The 15,638-nt window shown below is 39.7% G+C and carries 20 protein-coding genes, 1 pseudogene and 1 riboswitch; of the genes and pseudogenes, 2 read left to right on the forward strand and 19 right to left on the reverse strand.

What is annotated here, in order from left to right:
* Positions 1 to 24: 24 nt before the first annotated feature.
* Positions 25 to 534, reverse strand: a complete 510-nt coding sequence (locus GVV22_RS03275) for a folate family ECF transporter S component (protein WP_159648746.1) — start codon at positions 532 to 534, stop codon at positions 25 to 27.
* A gap of 42 nt (positions 535 to 576) precedes the next feature.
* Positions 577 to 667: riboswitch (THF riboswitch) on the reverse strand.
* Between the two features lie 170 nt (positions 668 to 837).
* On the opposite strand from GVV22_RS03275, the gene ybaK reads away from it, so the two are divergent.
* Positions 838 to 1,350 carry a Cys-tRNA(Pro) deacylase gene (gene ybaK / locus GVV22_RS03280; protein WP_159648747.1) on the forward strand — a complete coding sequence of 171 codons (513 nt, stop codon included), beginning with the start codon at positions 838 to 840 and terminating at the stop codon, positions 1,348 to 1,350.
* Positions 1,351 to 1,362: 12 nt separating this feature from the next.
* Here the strand turns inward: ybaK and GVV22_RS03285 are convergent, their stop codons facing one another.
* The 12 genes from GVV22_RS03285 to accB all read right to left on the reverse strand — a co-directional run bounded on the left by GVV22_RS03285 (position 1,363) and on the right by accB (position 10,283).
* The gene (locus tag GVV22_RS03285) at positions 1,363 to 2,034 is read right to left on the reverse strand and encodes a lysophospholipid acyltransferase family protein (protein WP_159648748.1); all 672 of its coding nucleotides are present in this window, start codon (positions 2,032 to 2,034) and stop codon (positions 1,363 to 1,365) included.
* The gene (gene acpS / locus GVV22_RS03290; RefSeq protein ID WP_201290686.1) at positions 2,027 to 2,380 is read right to left on the reverse strand and encodes a holo-ACP synthase; all 354 of its coding nucleotides are present in this window, start codon (positions 2,378 to 2,380) and stop codon (positions 2,027 to 2,029) included. Before acpS ends, GVV22_RS03285 begins: the two co-directional genes overlap by 8 nt.
* Positions 2,349 to 2,774, reverse strand: a complete 426-nt coding sequence (gene fabZ, locus GVV22_RS03295; protein ID WP_159648749.1) for a 3-hydroxyacyl-ACP dehydratase FabZ — start codon at positions 2,772 to 2,774, stop codon at positions 2,349 to 2,351. Before fabZ ends, acpS begins: the two co-directional genes overlap by 32 nt.
* 4 nt (positions 2,775 to 2,778) lie before the next feature.
* Complete coding sequence (fabF, locus tag GVV22_RS03300) at positions 2,779 to 4,008, reverse strand: beta-ketoacyl-ACP synthase II (RefSeq protein WP_159648750.1); 1,230 nt, start codon at positions 4,006 to 4,008, stop codon at positions 2,779 to 2,781.
* An 8-nt stretch (positions 4,009 to 4,016) separates the two neighbouring features.
* Complete coding sequence (gene fabG / locus GVV22_RS03305; protein ID WP_159648751.1) at positions 4,017 to 4,742, reverse strand: 3-oxoacyl-[acyl-carrier-protein] reductase; 726 nt, start codon at positions 4,740 to 4,742, stop codon at positions 4,017 to 4,019.
* Positions 4,732 to 5,631: an ACP S-malonyltransferase gene (locus GVV22_RS03310; protein WP_159648752.1), complete on the reverse strand. Its 900-nt coding sequence runs from the start codon at positions 5,629 to 5,631 to the stop codon at positions 4,732 to 4,734. The genes fabG and GVV22_RS03310 overlap by 11 nt, the downstream gene beginning before the upstream one ends.
* On the reverse strand, positions 5,631 to 5,855 hold the full coding sequence (locus GVV22_RS03315; RefSeq protein ID WP_159635569.1) for an acyl carrier protein: 225 nt from the start codon (positions 5,853 to 5,855) through the stop codon (positions 5,631 to 5,633). Before GVV22_RS03315 ends, GVV22_RS03310 begins: the two co-directional genes overlap by 1 nt.
* Positions 5,856 to 5,922: 67 nt before the next feature.
* Positions 5,923 to 6,888 (reverse strand): beta-ketoacyl-ACP synthase III, encoded by a 966-nt coding sequence (locus tag GVV22_RS03320; protein WP_159648753.1) that lies wholly within the window; start codon positions 6,886 to 6,888, stop codon positions 5,923 to 5,925.
* Positions 6,875 to 7,666, reverse strand: a complete 792-nt coding sequence (locus tag GVV22_RS03325) for an acetyl-CoA carboxylase carboxyltransferase subunit alpha (RefSeq protein WP_159648754.1) — start codon at positions 7,664 to 7,666, stop codon at positions 6,875 to 6,877. Before GVV22_RS03325 ends, GVV22_RS03320 begins: the two co-directional genes overlap by 14 nt.
* Position 7,667: 1 nt before the next feature.
* Positions 7,668 to 8,516 carry an acetyl-CoA carboxylase, carboxyltransferase subunit beta gene (accD, locus tag GVV22_RS03330; RefSeq protein ID WP_159648755.1) on the reverse strand — a complete coding sequence of 283 codons (849 nt, stop codon included), beginning with the start codon at positions 8,514 to 8,516 and terminating at the stop codon, positions 7,668 to 7,670.
* On the reverse strand, positions 8,509 to 9,864 hold the full coding sequence (gene accC, locus GVV22_RS03335) for an acetyl-CoA carboxylase biotin carboxylase subunit (protein WP_159648756.1): 1,356 nt from the start codon (positions 9,862 to 9,864) through the stop codon (positions 8,509 to 8,511). The genes accD and accC overlap by 8 nt, the downstream gene beginning before the upstream one ends.
* A 2-nt stretch (positions 9,865 to 9,866) precedes the next feature.
* Positions 9,867 to 10,283, reverse strand: a complete 417-nt coding sequence (accB, locus tag GVV22_RS03340) for an acetyl-CoA carboxylase biotin carboxyl carrier protein (RefSeq protein ID WP_159648757.1) — start codon at positions 10,281 to 10,283, stop codon at positions 9,867 to 9,869.
* Positions 10,284 to 10,368: 85 nt separating this feature from the next.
* On the opposite strand from accB, the gene fabV reads away from it, so the two are divergent.
* On the forward strand, positions 10,369 to 11,526 hold the full coding sequence (fabV, locus tag GVV22_RS03345) for an enoyl-ACP reductase FabV (protein WP_159648758.1): 1,158 nt from the start codon (positions 10,369 to 10,371) through the stop codon (positions 11,524 to 11,526).
* Between the two features lie 20 nt (positions 11,527 to 11,546).
* Here fabV and GVV22_RS03350 read toward each other — a convergent pair whose 3' ends face one another.
* The 6 genes and pseudogenes from GVV22_RS03350 to GVV22_RS03375 all read right to left on the reverse strand — a co-directional run bounded on the left by GVV22_RS03350 (position 11,547) and on the right by GVV22_RS03375 (position 15,571).
* Positions 11,547 to 12,380, reverse strand: coding sequence for a mechanosensitive ion channel family protein (locus GVV22_RS03350; protein WP_159648759.1), 834 nt, complete (start codon positions 12,378 to 12,380; stop codon positions 11,547 to 11,549).
* Between the two features lie 9 nt (positions 12,381 to 12,389).
* Positions 12,390 to 13,178: a YihY/virulence factor BrkB family protein gene (locus GVV22_RS03355; protein ID WP_159648760.1), complete on the reverse strand. Its 789-nt coding sequence runs from the start codon at positions 13,176 to 13,178 to the stop codon at positions 12,390 to 12,392.
* A 149-nt stretch (positions 13,179 to 13,327) separates the two neighbouring features.
* A pseudogene (locus GVV22_RS03360) lies at positions 13,328 to 13,687 on the reverse strand (Cna B-type domain-containing protein); the annotation flags it as partial.
* A gap of 12 nt (positions 13,688 to 13,699) precedes the next feature.
* Positions 13,700 to 13,996, reverse strand: a complete 297-nt coding sequence (locus GVV22_RS03365) for a Cna B-type domain-containing protein (RefSeq protein ID WP_159649201.1) — start codon at positions 13,994 to 13,996, stop codon at positions 13,700 to 13,702.
* Positions 13,997 to 15,283 (reverse strand): Ig-like domain-containing protein, encoded by a 1,287-nt coding sequence (locus tag GVV22_RS03370; protein ID WP_159648761.1) that lies wholly within the window; start codon positions 15,281 to 15,283, stop codon positions 13,997 to 13,999. It abuts the gene before it with no gap.
* Between the two features lie 108 nt (positions 15,284 to 15,391).
* Entirely contained in the window at positions 15,392 to 15,571 is a 180-nt protein-coding gene (locus tag GVV22_RS03375; RefSeq protein WP_159648762.1) for a hypothetical protein, read from the reverse strand.
* Positions 15,572 to 15,638 lie beyond the last annotated feature (67 nt).

The raw sequence follows: 15,638 nt of genomic DNA on the forward strand, positions 1-15,638 counted from the left end.
GTGTACCATAATAAAAATGGTCTATTATAGACCATTGATCAGTTTCTCACCAAATTTTTGACGTTGTAACGCTGTGATGAGTGAACCGTTAATAATTATTTCTAGTGGGAGCATAATCGCTGACTTTAAAACACGGGGCCCAATGATTGCCGAAAAGGCTTTTCCACCCATCATATAGATCCAGGTCGAATTCAATAGTAAGCTTACAAATGCAAAGTGAAAGAAAGAAATCCCAATGACCCAAAGCCACGGTTTATCCTTACCTTTCAACATTCCCCATGCTGCACCAGTCACTGCTGCAGAGACGGTAAACCCTGGAAAATAGGGCCCCGAAGGCAATAGTGTAGCTCCAATTAGATCAGCAATTATCGCGATAAGCATCGATATTTTCACTCCCATTAAATACCCAGTTACTGCTAAGGGTATAAACGTAAAGCTGATCTTTGTGATTGGAGTCGTCACACTCAACAAACGTGATACAACAATTTGTATTGCAACAAACATTGCCATCACTGCTATTTTTTTTGTTTTCATTTCAAATCCTCTTTTCTTTTCAAGCAAGTTAAAGAAAAGTTATGCAACGGAGGCAATAACATACTGCACTTTCGTTTCGTCCAGAGGCGACTTCCCATCCTTCTGGCACTTAACACATGTTATTTACTTTGCTTGATATAACAAGAATACCAATAGCAAGACACATATTCAAGCATTTACCCAATGAATTAACATTCCACATAATTCCTGTGTTTATGTTAAGCAAAAGCGACAGGGACATGATTATACGCAATTTCCTATATCTCGTTAAGACTCTGTGTTAGACTATTTATAGGTGATTACATGAAAGTAAAGAAAACTAACGCAATGCGTATTCTTGATCAAAAAAAATATGCATATAACATGTACGAATATAGTAAAGATGAGATAGAAAAAGGAATCGATGTGCCTACTCAAATCAATCAGCCAGCCCAAAAGGTATTCAAGACGATCGTCCTTGAAAGTGGCAGTGATCACTTTGTTGCAGTTATTCCAATTTTTGATCATATCGATATGAAAAAGGCAGCCAAGGCACTCGGAGTGAAACGGGTCGAGCTTTTACATTTAAATAAATTGTTTGACTTGACCGGATATGTACGGGGAGGATGCTCTCCACTTGGCATGAAGAAACAGTTTCCAACAGTCATTGCTGACGCTGCGCAGTCGATGGATGAAATCATCGTATCAGCAGGGAAAATTGGACAGCAGATGGGTCTTAACCCACTCCAACTCAAAGAAGTAACTCGGGGATTATTTGCCGCAATTACAGTCGATGAAACGCACATTTCAGACGATGACATGAAAAGCGACTTTTAAAAAGTCGCTTTTTTATTGATAAGCTTGGTGCATCAACATCTCCATACGACGTTTCACTTCAAGGCTTAATTCTGTTCCCTTCAGTTTATTAAAAGTTTCTGGGAGCATGGGTTCGCCAAAGAACACCTCATAATTACGTGTGTTTTTCTTATAGCTATTTTTGATATACATTGGGACAATGGGAACCGTGCTCTTTCGAAGCACAGAAAACATGCCCGCTTTAAATTCAACCATTTCTTTCTGATGGGACCGTGTTCCTTCTGGAAATGCCAGTAAAGAATGACCTTCAGTAGTATCTTCAAGTGCTTGTTTAAGTAGGGTCAATGATTGGCGTGGATCTTCCCTATCTAACGGATAAGAACGGGACATTTTCATAAATGACCCTGTTATAAAACTTGTAAACAATTCTTTTTTGGCAACAAAGCGGAATGGTGTTTCAACAATTCCTAGAGCAACAAAAATATCATTATGGGATTGATGGTTCGATAAGTAGATACAGGTGCCTGGATCCACCGGTCGATTCACCGGAGTAATCGTTTTACCTCTGATACCAAAATAATGACGTGAATACATCTTCAACTCACGGTCAATTTGGTCATCTGAGCCATAACGGCGCAACCATTGCGAACGAATCCAATAATACGGCAACGCAATAAAAGTTACTAACATATAAAAATTATCCATAAATAATCACCATTCCAATCGCATACGCTCCATCATGACTGATTGAGACCGCGCCTTTATCGCTAACTGGAGCTCCTGAATCATTTTTCAAGACTTCAAAATCATGAAAATCAGTCACACCAATTCCAGTTCCCATAGCCTTTGAATATGCTTCTTTACACGCATAACGACCACAAAGAAACTCTAATCTTCGACGGGTTGTGGTAAGTTCTTCAAACAATACCAGTTCCCGGTCTGTTAAAATACGTTGCAAAAACCGCTGATCAGTGACATGTTTCTCGAAACGAGGCATGTGCACTAAATCGATCCCAGTTTTAATCGCCAATGGCGAATTTGATTGTTCCAAGGGCACAAACCTCCCCATTAACATATGCTTTTGCTTCTGCAATTCCCATAATACTCTTGAGTTTTACGAGTTCAACATGAAGTTCTAATTGATCTCCAGGAATCACCTGTTTCTTAAATTTAAAGTTATCGATTCCAACAAAATAGGCTATTTTCCCTTTAAATTGCGGTTGCGACAACAATACAATCGCTCCAGCTTGTGCTAAAGCTTCAGTAATTAAGACGCCAGGCATCACATGTTTTTGAGGAAAATGACCCATGAAATGCATCTCATTTACAGATACATTTTTAATTGCGACAATGGATGTTTCCGTCATCGTTTTCACCGCATCAACCAGTAAAAATGGGTATCGATGCGGAATGATCGCTTGAATATCATTTGAATTCATTAACATACGACTACACTTCCTTTCTGAAGACAATAACGGCATTATGCCCACCAAATCCTAAGGAATTAGACATCACTGCATTAACTTCCATCTTGCGAGCGACATTGGGTACATAGTCTAAAGGACAGTCTTCGTCAGGTGTTTCATAATTTATAGTTGGTGGGACAATGCTTCGCTCCATTGCTTTAATTGACAAAACAGCTTCAATGCCACCAGTTCCACCTAAAGCATGGCCATGCATAGATTTTGTTGACGAGATTGCAACCTTAGATGCTTGATCTCCAAAAACTTCCATGATTGCTTGAGATTCAAATTTATCATTTAAAGGTGTACTAGTTCCGTGTGCATTAATATATGAAATATCTTCCGGAGCCATGTTTGCATCAGTTAAGGCTTGACGCATCGCATCTACAGCACCTTCTCCATTTGGAGCAGTGATATGAAAGGCATCACAGGTTGAACCATAACCAGCCATCTCGCCATAAATCTTTGCCCCACGAGCCATCGCATGATCATATGATTCTAAGACAAGGACTCCTGATCCTTCACCTAAAACAAAACCGTTACGGTTTTTATCAAATGGACGTGAAGCACGTACCGGATCCTCTTCTGTACTTAATGCGGTTAAGGCATTAAATCCTGCAAGTGTATACGGTGATACACCAGCTTCTGTTCCCCCCGCTAGCATAATGTCAGCATCGCCATACTGAATCATGCGAAATGCGTCACCTATTGCATGTGTTGCGGCAGCACAAGCTGTTGTGACACATGAAACATGACCTTTTGTATTTAGCGAAATCGCGACATTACCAGCTGCCATGTTGGGAATAATCATTGGAATAAACATTGGCGGAATTTTACCATATCCACCTTCAAAGGCACGATTTAAGTCATTTGCAAAGGTCTGCATACCACCCATACCGGTTCCCATAATCACTCCAGTTCGCTTTGGATCGTGATTTTCATCATTGAGTCCAGCATCGCGATATGCTTCGTTTGCAGCATAGACCGCAAACTGACTGAAAAGATCTTGACGACGCGCATCCCGTTTGCTTAAATACTTTAACCCATCAAAATTCTTAACCGGAGCTCCAATTTTTACTTTTAAATCTGTTGTGTCGAAATGTGTAATGCGTTCAATACCACTGATACCATTGATCGCATTTTGAAACGCCGTTTCAACATCATTACCTAAAGGACTCACGATTCCGAGTCCTGTAATCACTACACGTTTTTTCATAGTTACCTCTAAATCACCATGCCACCACACACATTCAGTGTTTGACCAGTTATATATTTTGCTTGATCACTCACTAAGAAACTTACGGCGTGTGCAATGTCTTCGGGTTCCCCAAATTGTTTTAGTGCAATTGCATCCAAGATTGGTTTTCGGATGGCATCGTCAAGTGACGCTGTCATCTCAGTTTCAATAAACCCTGGAGCAACACAATTAACGCGAATACCGCGCGTTGCGAATTCTTTAGCAATGCTTTTAGAAAAGCCAATGAGACCGGCTTTACTTGCTGCATAATTTGCTTGTCCAATATTACCAACGACACCAATTACTGACGTAATGTTGACGATTGCACCACTTTTCTGGCGCATCATGGGCTTAGTGATTGCCTTAACCATGTTGAAAGGTCCCACCAAATTAACATCCACAACATCAGTAAAATCACTCGCTTGCATACGCATCATTAAATTATCTTTAACGATACCTGCATTATTGACAAGAACATCAATACGTCCTTGTTCGGTCTGCACTGTTTTAATAAAAGCATCACACGCTTCAAGGTTGCGTGCATCGACTTGATGTAATTTAAAAGTTGGTGTTTCTAGACGTGCAACATAGCCCGGTTCATAATCTCGAACATATGTTCCATATACACGATAGCCGTCACTTTCTAGCTGACGGGCAATCGCCAAGCCAATCCCTTTTGTTGCACCCGTTACGATTGCTATTTTATTGGTCATTAATAAGTCCTCCCAATGTTTCAGCAGAATAGACGTTATACGTTTTTACTGTATCGCCACATATCTCTTTTACAAATTTAGAAATTGAACCTTTAGGTCCAATCTCAATGATCGTATCCACACCCATATCTACCATTTTTTGGATTGATGCCGCAAGTTCCGTTGGTTCGGAAATGTGACGTGCTAATGTATCCACAAAATTATCGGATTGGACTTGTGCATGAATATTGTTGATGAATGAAATCCTAGGTGTTCCGAAGGGAATTGATTCAAGTACGTCGCGTAATAATACGCTTGCAGGCTTAAGCAATGCCATATGGGATACCGTCGATACTTTCAAAGGTATCACCATTCGAACACCAGCTGCTTTGAGTGCTGGAATTACAGTTTCGAGCGCGTTTATATTTCCACCGATTACAATTTGTGACGGTGTATTAACATTACAAATTGCGACATCATGACCTTGAAGTACCGCTTCTACCGTTTGACGATCAGTCTTGAGACATGCTGCCATGCCACTTGTGTACGGAGTGAGGGCATTATGCATAATTTCTGCTCGTTTTTGGATGAGTGTGAGTCCTGTTTCAAAGTCGATGACTCCTGCTTCAGTAATGGCATTGTATTCTCCTAATGACAAACCACAAACGACATTTGCTGCAATGTTGTTTGTTTCTAGTAATTGGGCAATAACTGTATGCAGTACATAGAGTGCAGGCTGGGTAAATCGCGTCTCACTAAGTTGTGATTCATCTAATTTTAAGACATCATATCCTAGTATTTGTGATGCTTGAGCGTATGTACGTGCCGCACTGGGGTACAACGCTACAAGATCTTCACCCATGGATACAAACTGCTGGCCCTGGCCTGCAAAAATATAACCAACTGTCATTACTGTTTCGATTCGATATATGCGACAATATCATTTACTGTTTTTAATGTCAGAATATCTTCAGTTGGGACTTCAACACCATACTCGCCTTCAAGTTCCATGACAATTTCCATCACAGCAATTGAATCCGCTCCTAAATCATCTAAGATTGATGCATCTTCGGCAATTGTTGCTACCTCAACATCTAAAATTTCTGCTACTATTTCTTTAATTTTTTCGTTCATAGTTTTGCTCCTTTAATTTACTTTGATATTCAAACTATATAGATTTATCGTTTATCTGTCAACTGAATTAGATGTCCAAAAGCGCGGTCCCATAGGTCAGACCACCGCCAAACGCTATCATAATTACCTTCATTCCGGGTTGAATTCGGCCGTCTTTAACTGCTTCATCCAGTAATATAGGCACACTTCCCGCAGACGTATTACCAATCCCTTTAACATTGCTCAAAAATTTATCTGTTGGTACTTTGAGTGCACGTGCTGCACTGTCAAGAATACGTTGATTGGCTTGGTGTGACACCACATAATCAATATCGTCCATACTCAAATTATGCTTTTGAAGTATGGCATTAATTTCAGTTTCCATCGTTTTCACCGCAAATTTAAAGACATCCGAACCTTTCATTTTGAAATGTTCATGGGCAATTAGATCGCGAGGCAACAACGGATTGGGATGATCGGTTAAATTGGGCGCAGTAATACTTGCTAAAACATCCGTTTCGCCGCCAATGACACAATCAATCGTTCCTGAAGATGCCGCTTCCATCACAATCGCACCAGCACCATCACCAAATAAAATTGCAGTCGATCGGTCCGCAAAGTCTAGGTAACGCGAGTTAAAATCCGCACCAATCACAAGGACTCGCTTGTATACTTCGGCCTTGATGAATGCATGAGCGTTTTGAAAGGCATAGAGGAATCCCGAACATGCTGCATTGATATCGAATGAAGGAATGGATCGTTTAATTCCAAGATTTGAGCGAACTTGGTTCGCAACCGTTGGAATGAATGAATCCGGAGTATAAGTTGCTACGATAATGCAATCTATGGTCTCAACATCCAAGGATGCGACTGCTTCAAAAGCTGCTTCTGTTGCCATATAGGTTGTACTCTTGTCACTAAAACGGCGGGCTTCAATTCCAGTTCTTTTTTGAATCCATTCATCGTTGGTGTCCATAATTTTACTTAAGTCTGTATTGGTCACACTAAAATCAGGAACATGCCTTCCCGTTGCAATTATTTTACTTGTTACCATGTTCTACCTCACCCATATTTCTAAATCGTTCATAACGGTGCTTTACAAGACTTGAACCACGCTTCTTCTTATACTTTAAAAGCGATTTATAAAGTTTATCACCGATTTGTTGAGCCAATTCTTGGTTATCGTCATGTTCCACAATGATATCGTCAATGATTCCCAGGGTTAGGAGGGCATCACTCGTGATTTTCATATCATCAACAATTTCCTTTGCCCTCGATGCATCTTTATATAAGATCGAGGCGAAGCCTTCTGGCGAGAGTATGCTATAAATTGAGTTTTCAAGCATCCATACTTCATTCGCAACAGCAAGTGCTAATGCACCACCACTCCCCGCCTCGCCAATAATAACCGCAATAATAGGTACTTCAAAGGTCATCATTTGCATCAAATTTTGAGCAATTGCTTCCCCTTGTCCGCGTTCTTCTGCACCGATTCCAGGATACGCTCCCGGTGTATCAATAAACGTTATAATTGGTCGTTTAAATTTTTCGGCTTGTTTCATAAGACGAAGTGCTTTACGATACCCTTCAGGATGTACCATTCCAAAATTTGCTTTCAGGTTTTCCTCGGTATCGCGTCCTTTAACGACACCAATCACAGTGACTGGCATATCTTTGAGCATGCCAATACCGCCTTTAATGGCTGGGTCATCACCAAAGTAGCGATCACCATGAAATTCCGTAAAATCTGTAAGGATGGTATCGAAAATTGTTTGTGTGTTAATTCTGTTTTTTGAACGTGCGCGTTCAACCTTTTCCCATGCAGTCGTCATGTTACTTACCGTGAATGCTTAGTATTTTTACGAGTTCTTGTTTCATATCATGACGTGATACGATTGCATCCACAAATCCCTTCTCTAATAAAAACTCAGATTTTTGAAACCCTTCTGGTAATGGTTGTTTCAATGTTTGTTCAATTACCCGCGGTCCAGCAAAACCAATCAGTGCTTTAGGTTCTGCAAGAATGATATCTGCGAGCATGGCGAAACTAGCAGTGACACCACCTGTAGTTGGGTCTGTTAAGACATTAATAAATAAGCCACCATTATCTTGAAAACGGCCCACAGCTCCACTGGTTTTTGCCATTTGCATCAGACTTAGCATTCCTTCTTGCATTCGTGCGCCACCAGAAGCACTAAATACGATGACAGGTTTCTTTTGTTGCATGCCACGTTCAAAGGCACGTGTCACTTTTTCTCCAACAACAGTTCCCATTGAACCCATGAGAAAGTTTGAATCCATAATGACTGCGATTACTTCATGATTGCCAAGGGTTGCTTCCCCACAGACTACAGCATCGTAGACTCCTTGTTTTGAATTTAAGTCATCCAACTTAGAAGCGTATCCAGGAAAATTCAAAGGATCTTTTGATTTAACCCGATGGTTGAATACACGGAAGCTATCAAAGGTCATTTGCACGCGTGAAGCCGCATGCATACGGTAGTGATGGTCGCACGTTGGACATACCCATCGATTCTTCTGGATCACTTCGAGTAACTGCGTTTTTTCGCATTTGGGACATTTGTCATACATGCCATCCGGCACCTCAATCGACGCAGATAAATACTCTGGATTTTTTATTGCATCTACTTTTGATTTTTTATTTTTTAAATTTTTAAACATGTTTATCTCCCTTCAATAGTGTCTGAACTAATGTCGTATCATACACATTGTCTTGGAATTTTTGATTGAGAAGAATTTCGAGTTGGAAGTCCACATTCGTTTTAATACCATCCAAGTCAATTTCCTCTAGACAACGAATGGCTTTCTCCATCGCTTCATCTCGATTGCTTCCGTGTACAATTACTTTCGCAATCATCGAATCGTAGAATGGAAGAATTTTATACCCCTGGTACACAAACGAGTCAATACGAACACCATTTCCACCCGGAAAATGAAGCCCATTCAACGTTCCTGACATGGGTCTGAAGCCTTGGTCAGGGTCTTCTGCATTGACACGAATTTCAATAGCATGACCATTTGTCTTTAAGTCTGATTGCTTAAAAGAGAGTGGCTTTCCTTCCGCAATTCGAATTTGTTCTTTTACAATATCCACGCCAGTTATTAATTCGGTAACTGGATGTTCCACTTGAATGCGAGTATTCATCTCAATAAAGTAAAAATTTTCGTCTTTATCCATGATAAATTCCAACGTTCCGGCAGAGACGTATTGAACTTGTTTCGCAGCTTTTGTAGCGACATCATACAGTTTTTTTCGAGTCTTAGACGATAGGTTTTGGACCGGTGCTTCTTCAATCATTTTTTGATTGTTGCGTTGAACCGAGCATTCACGTTCAAAAAGATGCACACTATTCCCATGCTTATCTCCTAGAATTTGAATTTCAATATGGCGGGGACCTTCAACAAATTTTTCGATATAGACGTCTGCATTGTTGAATGCATTAAAAGCTTCTTGACGTGCTTGGTTAAAAGCATCCTCCAATAAAGCGGCCTCATAACAGACACGCATGCCTTTACCACCGCCACCTGCCGTTGCCTTAATTAATACAGGATAACCAATCTCTTTTGCAACCTGATAAGCCTGTGCTAAATCATGAATCAGCCCTTTTGATCCGGGCACAATTGGTACGCCAGCAGCAATCATCGTTTCTCTGGCAGTTTGTTTATCGCCCATTTTATCAATTAAGTCTGCACTTGGTCCGATAAAGGTAATTCCAACACGTTCACATGCACGGACAAAATCTGCATTTTCACTCAAAAAACCAAATCCAGGATGTATCGCCTGGACTTGAGTATTCACAGCAGCTTGTAGAATTGCGTTGTGATTTAAATATGAATTTTCAAGACGGTGATCGCCAATACATATTGCCTCATCGGCTAACTTTACATGTAACGAATCACGGTCAACCGTGGCATAAACTGCCACAGTCTTGATGTTCAATTCGCGGCATGCACGAATAATCCGAACAGCAATTTCACCACGATTTGCGATTAAAACTTTTTGAATCATTGTCATTCAATTACAAATAACGGTTGATCAAAGTCTACCGTAGCACCTTCTGATACATAGATTTCTTTTACGACACCTGCTTGTGTCGCTTTGATTTCATTCATGACTTTCATCGCTTCAATAATGCAAAGGATATCGCCGACTTTGACTGTTTGTCCAACTTTTACAAATTCAGGTGCATCTGGTGATGGTTTACTGTAGTAAACACCGACTAACGGAGATGTCATCGCGTTGGTTGCAGGTGCTGGTTCTGAATTAACTGGTGCAATCACTGCCTGGGCAATCGCTTGCGATGGTACAAATGTATTTGTTACTGGTTTTTGTAATGCGATTTCAAAATCTTGGTTTTTATAGGTTAAGGACTCAAGTCCTGATGTTTCTAAAATGTCTATTAATTGCTTGATATCATCAATGTTCATAATTTACCTCCAAACAAATAGTTTGATATTCAAACTAAATGATAATATAATGATTTTTGTAAGTCAACAAAGGAGAATCGTGTTTATGATGACAATCAAACCGTTAATTCGCGATAATATCGCACTCAATGCCCACCCAGAAGGGTGTTTCCAAAACATCAAAAATCAAATTAAAGAAGTTCAAAATCTTCCAAATATCACAGAAAAATCACTCAATGTCTTGATAATCGGTGGGAGTTCGGGCTATGGATTAGCAACCCGTATTGCCTTAACATTCAACGCTCATGCCTATACTTACAACGTGAGTTTTGAGCGCGGTCCTAAAGGTCGTAGCACTGGAAGTGCTGGTTACTACAACAATACTGCTTTCGCGACATTGGCACAGGAACATGGCTATGCATCTGATGATTTGAATGCTGATGCGTTTAGCCATGAAACGAAGCAAAAAGTTATTGCTGATTTTGTAGAAGCTGGTCGAAAAATTGATTTAGTCGTCTATTCTGTTGCTAGTGGTATTCGTATTCATCCCGATACCCAAGAGAAATTTATATCAACATTGAAACCCATTGGTACGCCTTTTGAAGGATATTCAATCGATATTGCGAAAGAGACACTGTTCAAAGAATCATTACAGCCGGCAACACCTCAAGAGATTGAAAATACACGGGTTGTTATGGGCGGTGACGACTACGAACTTTGGGTTGATGCACTCCTAGAAGCCAATCTTCTAAACGACCACGCTAAAGTTGTAACCTATACATATGTCGGTTCTGAAGTCACGTATCCTATTTATAAGGATGGCACAATTGGAAATGCCAAACGAGACTTAGAACGTGCTAATGACGCAATTAATAAGAAGCTTCAACCGATCCGTGGTGAAGCCATTATTTCAGCATCGAAAACTGTTGTAACCAAAGCGTCAGTATTTATCCCAACTGTTGCCTTGTATGCAAGCGCATTATTTAAAGTCATGAAAATGAAGCAAACACATGAGTCAATCACGATGCATAAATACCGTTTATACAAAGATATGATTTATGGAAATCAAGCCATTATTGATGCGGATGGACTCTATCGTTTAGACGCGTATGAGCTAGATGCTGCAACCCAACTTGATGTACAGACCATTTTAAATGACGTTACAGCAGAAAACTTTCAGTCCGTCACAGATTTCGAACAATTTAAGCATGATTTTTTAGCACTTAATGGCTTCGACCTCTCGGATGTTGACTACCAACAATAAAAGGCTCCTTTCGGAGCCTTTTATTGTTTAAGATGAACTGTTTGAGTATTATACGGCATTGCAATTCCTTTTTCGTCCAGCGCATTTTTTATATCTTTGCGCATACGGCGTTCAATTTCATAATTCTTGCCCGCTTCGGTTTTAACACTAACCCGAACTTTAATAGCACTTTGAGCAAAGTCGACGATACCAATAACCTCAACCGGCGTAAGGGCGCCCTCATAATTCATTGGGGACACAATGTCCTGTAAAGTTGAGATGATGGAATCTGTACTCATTTCATAAGGCATCGGAATATCAACATAGGCATTCATATACTCTTTTGAGTAATTCACGATAACTTTAATTTCACCGTTGGGAATGGTAATGACTTCACCTGTTAATCCATTACGCAAAATCGTCGACAGTAGCGTTACTTCAACGACTTCCCCAACAGAATCTTCGATTTTTACGACATCGCCGATTACATATTGATTTTCTGTAAGAATTAAGAATCCAGATATCGTATCACGTACAACCTCTTGTGCACCCAACCCAACTGCAACACCGACTGCAGAACCAATTGCGAGTAACGGAGCAATTGAGATGTTGAAAATTTCCAGCATAAAAGTAAATGCAATGACATAGAGGATGTAGCGGATAATTTTCGCGATTAATTGGTAAATTGTGCGTTTGTTGATATCAATTCGACGCTCGTTGGCAATACGCTCAATCGCACTTTCAATCGCACGGTTAATGACCCACACTCCCAAGAATAAGATTGCGGTCGCAATGACACGTTGTGCAAATGGTGACGAGATATATCCCCATAACGATGTAACATTATCAACTTCAGTTTTGAATTCTGGTGACATAACGACCTCCTAAAACTTAGTTAAGAATCGTATAAAGCGATTCTTTTCTGGCAATTCTGATTCATTATCTCTAAAGACATAATTGATACTATAGCCAAAGAAAATAATCCAAGCAATAAACCATCCTGAAATCAGTAAAATCATAATGGATGCTAGCGGACCATAAATCGTTTGATAATTCGTAAAGCGATTAATATAAACAAAGAATAGTTGCCCTAAAAGCAGTAATATTAATGCTGCAATAATAGCTCCTGGAAGCACCTCCCGCCACTTGGTATAGCGAAAAGACATCAGACGGTAAAAAACCATAAAGAAGCCGATGACCAATGGGATGACAAAAAGCTTGTATGAAAAGTCAAAGAATCCCATAATCAACCCCACACTTGCAACTCCAACTAAAATCAGCAAGAAATAAGTAACCGATAGCCCGCGAAGTAACCAACCATTAACCGATACTTGATCTTGCTCACTACTCAGAATTAAAAATGAGTAGATACTTTTGGATCCAACCCATACACTCGCTGCAAACAATGTAATCAAAAGTCCTAAGTTATCAAAATTAGAAGCCGAGATATAGAGTACAAACGGCTCAATTAAGTCTTTCGGAATATAGCGCTGTAAAAATGAAATAAGTTGCTCTACTGGAACAACGTATTTCCCAATAAAAACAACTGATAAAATTAAAATGGGAGCAATCCCAACGATTAGTGAATATGCGAATGCGTATGTGAAAAGTGTTCCTTCATTTGAAGACATCATTGTAAACAATGCCTTTAGATTTTTGCGATATTTTTTCATAAGAGTCCCTCATTCCTATCATAACAAAAAACGGGGCAATGTTTCCACTATATAAGGTTAGGATTCGTTGTAGTTTTTTATAGACCTTAATAGCAGTTAAAAAAACCGCAGTTTTTAAAGTTGCGGTTTTTTTAACTTATTTGTGATTCTTAGTGTTTTGGACGGCGTTTCATTCCTGATGCGAGCATCATGATAAAACCACCCGCAATTAAGATCCATCCGTAATCATTATCTGCTAATCCTGTTTCTGGTAATACAGGTTTAGGATTTAATGTATTCGTGATATCGAATCCTTCAATTTGTGTTGTATAGACGGGAACAGCATCCTCACGAACTGTATACTCAATACTTCGTTCCCTTGCAAATTTTGGTAAATTTGCAAATTCATAGTACCAAACATTATCGGCTTTAGACCACATAGGTTTAACATTTTGTACCTCTTTACCATCAGCGTATATGCGTACTGTTATGGCATGAGGACGTTGCCCTGATTGATTGGATTGGTCAACCCATGTTTTAGTTCATTGAATTGAAATAAGTTCAAGCGGTGGTTCCACAAGCGTATTCGTAATATTGAAATCCGTGATATTTGTTTGGTAGCCCGTTACCGCATCCTCACTTACAGTATAAATAATTGTTTGATTGAGATTCATTTTTGGACCATCCTTAAACGTATAAATCCATACATCACCTGCTTTGACCCAGATTGGTATAACATTCGTTACCTCAGTTCCATCCGCATACAAGCGTACAGTGATTGTTTCAGGCCGAAGCGGGCTTTCACCATCAACCCATGTTTTGGATCCATTGATCGATATTCAATCTATCGGTGGTACAACTTTCTCATTCTCCACCATCAATTCATAGACACCGTTCGCAATCAGTAAACCATTAGGTATCGCAATCGGACTTTCCAGCAGCAGATACCCATCTGGCGCAATTGTTTCATCGATTGTATAATCATCCTTCAGTAAATCCGAAAAAGCCTCGATACCATCTTCATCTGATGTGCTTGTTGCCACGATTTGGTTCGTACGGTCTCGAGTTAGTGTAAACGTTGCACCTTCAAGTGGATTACCTTGCTTATCAACTTTAAGGAGTTTAATTCCATGGTTATACCCATTTGCACCACCACCGCCAGCATAATAAACCATCTTTCGAATCTCTTCTTTAATGATGACCTCTGTACCTTCAAGTTTGGCATAGTTTTCAAATCTTTCATCCGACACAGGCTGATAAGAAATCGCAGTGATATATTGAACCATGTATTCATCTGAGTTCATAATCTCGCCAAAATCAATACTAAAAGAGCGCCTGTCTTTCCCCAATTTAATCGTGAAGTCTGCCGTCACATCAACGCCATTATCCATTCGCCAAATGCCTTGAGTATCTAGAATCCAATCTCCCTTTAAAATTTTGAACGATGTCAGATCGTACTCTAGACCGTCAGTGCGCAATTCATCATAAACAACAGCAGCATTAAAAGTCCCACCCGAAGGATTAATCCGTAGAATGTTTTGAATTTGAGTTCCCGCTTCGTTTAAGAACCAATTGTACTTTGAGAATTTTTCGTTTGGATCGTCGCTATTATGTTCGATTTCAATCGTGCCTCCAAAAACAACCGTGCCATTAATATCAATTTCAATCTGAACCGTTTCACCTACTTGAGTTGTGGTTGTGTCGATTCGTGTGAGGAATTCCAATGATCCTGCAATATTCGAATTCTTTTCGATATAATCTGTATAAACGAGCTCCGCGGTCTTTGTAAGTGGATTAACGGTGGCATACGCAACGATATTCCCAAGACTATCCTTCACCTCAAATTTATTGTTTCCTTCGAATTTAAGGGCATCCGGCAAGGTGATGTTTGTGTAGTCACCTTTCTTTCCGATATTGTTAGGAATTTTAAAGTCAAACGCAAACTTAATAACTGTATATTGATTTGCTGAACCAATAACGTCCCCTTTTTCATTGGTTACTTTTGCATCCAGTGTTTCTAACACAATTTCTTTTCGATCAGCCGCCTCAATCTGTTGAATCACTGGTGCAAGTGACAGCATAATACTGACAACAATCACCATAACAATACTTATTTTTTGTTTCATGTTTTCAAGTTCTCCCTTCTGACAGAATTTCCATTATGCAGTAAACGGAAGTGTCTCTCCCTTAATCCAACGAATCCGTCAGCACAAAGTCTCAAATTTCAGAAAATATTATTCCAGTCCGTTCACAAGATACTTCCGAGCTGCACTCACAGATGCACTGACGTCATTTTGATTATTGGTAATTTTATAGACGATACTGTATACCAAACTTACCGTTTCATCATACATTTCCGTGAAAAATACATCGTATCCTGTTTGTTTCAAATCATTGTTTCTTGTGTTTTCCATAACCTTTATCCCTGTACTCTGTGCTTTTGTGCGTACTATTACCATATCAGTAATTCATTTGAAAGGT

The sequence above is a fragment of the Erysipelothrix aquatica genome (genome assembly GCF_009828825.1).
Taxonomy (GTDB): Bacteria; Bacillota_I; Bacilli_A; order Erysipelotrichales; family Erysipelotrichaceae; genus Erysipelothrix; species Erysipelothrix aquatica_A.

What these genes read in the sequence shown, in the direction of transcription:
- GVV22_RS03275 (WP_159648746.1), bottom strand. Translation starts at nt 534, where the DNA reads ATGAAAACAAAAAAAATAGCAGTGATGGCAATGTTTGTTGCAATACAA.
- ybaK (WP_159648747.1), top strand. Translation starts at nt 838, where the DNA reads ATGAAAGTAAAGAAAACTAACGCAATGCGTATTCTTGATCAAAAAAAA.
- GVV22_RS03285 (WP_159648748.1), bottom strand. Translation starts at nt 2,034, where the DNA reads ATGGATAATTTTTATATGTTAGTAACTTTTATTGCGTTGCCGTATTAT.
- fabZ (WP_159648749.1), bottom strand. Translation starts at nt 2,774, where the DNA reads ATGTTAATGAATTCAAATGATATTCAAGCGATCATTCCGCATCGATAC.
- fabF (WP_159648750.1), bottom strand. Translation starts at nt 4,008, where the DNA reads ATGAAAAAACGTGTAGTGATTACAGGACTCGGAATCGTGAGTCCTTTA.
- fabG (WP_159648751.1), bottom strand. Translation starts at nt 4,742, where the DNA reads ATGACCAATAAAATAGCAATCGTAACGGGTGCAACAAAAGGGATTGGC.
- GVV22_RS03310 (WP_159648752.1), bottom strand. Translation starts at nt 5,631, where the DNA reads ATGACAGTTGGTTATATTTTTGCAGGCCAGGGCCAGCAGTTTGTATCC.
- GVV22_RS03315 (WP_159635569.1), bottom strand. Translation starts at nt 5,855, where the DNA reads ATGAACGAAAAAATTAAAGAAATAGTAGCAGAAATTTTAGATGTTGAG.
- GVV22_RS03320 (WP_159648753.1), bottom strand. Translation starts at nt 6,888, where the DNA reads ATGGTAACAAGTAAAATAATTGCAACGGGAAGGCATGTTCCTGATTTT.
- GVV22_RS03325 (WP_159648754.1), bottom strand. Translation starts at nt 7,666, where the DNA reads ATGACGACTGCATGGGAAAAGGTTGAACGCGCACGTTCAAAAAACAGA.
- accD (WP_159648755.1), bottom strand. Translation starts at nt 8,516, where the DNA reads ATGTTTAAAAATTTAAAAAATAAAAAATCAAAAGTAGATGCAATAAAA.
- accC (WP_159648756.1), bottom strand. Translation starts at nt 9,864, where the DNA reads ATGATTCAAAAAGTTTTAATCGCAAATCGTGGTGAAATTGCTGTTCGG.
- accB (WP_159648757.1), bottom strand. Translation starts at nt 10,283, where the DNA reads ATGAACATTGATGATATCAAGCAATTAATAGACATTTTAGAAACATCA.
- fabV (WP_159648758.1), top strand. Translation starts at nt 10,369, where the DNA reads ATGATGACAATCAAACCGTTAATTCGCGATAATATCGCACTCAATGCC.
- GVV22_RS03350 (WP_159648759.1), bottom strand. Translation starts at nt 12,380, where the DNA reads ATGTCACCAGAATTCAAAACTGAAGTTGATAATGTTACATCGTTATGG.
- GVV22_RS03355 (WP_159648760.1), bottom strand. Translation starts at nt 13,178, where the DNA reads ATGAAAAAATATCGCAAAAATCTAAAGGCATTGTTTACAATGATGTCT.
- GVV22_RS03370 (WP_159648761.1), bottom strand. Translation starts at nt 15,283, where the DNA reads ATGAAACAAAAAATAAGTATTGTTATGGTGATTGTTGTCAGTATTATG.
- GVV22_RS03375 (WP_159648762.1), bottom strand. Translation starts at nt 15,571, where the DNA reads ATGGAAAACACAAGAAACAATGATTTGAAACAAACAGGATACGATGTA.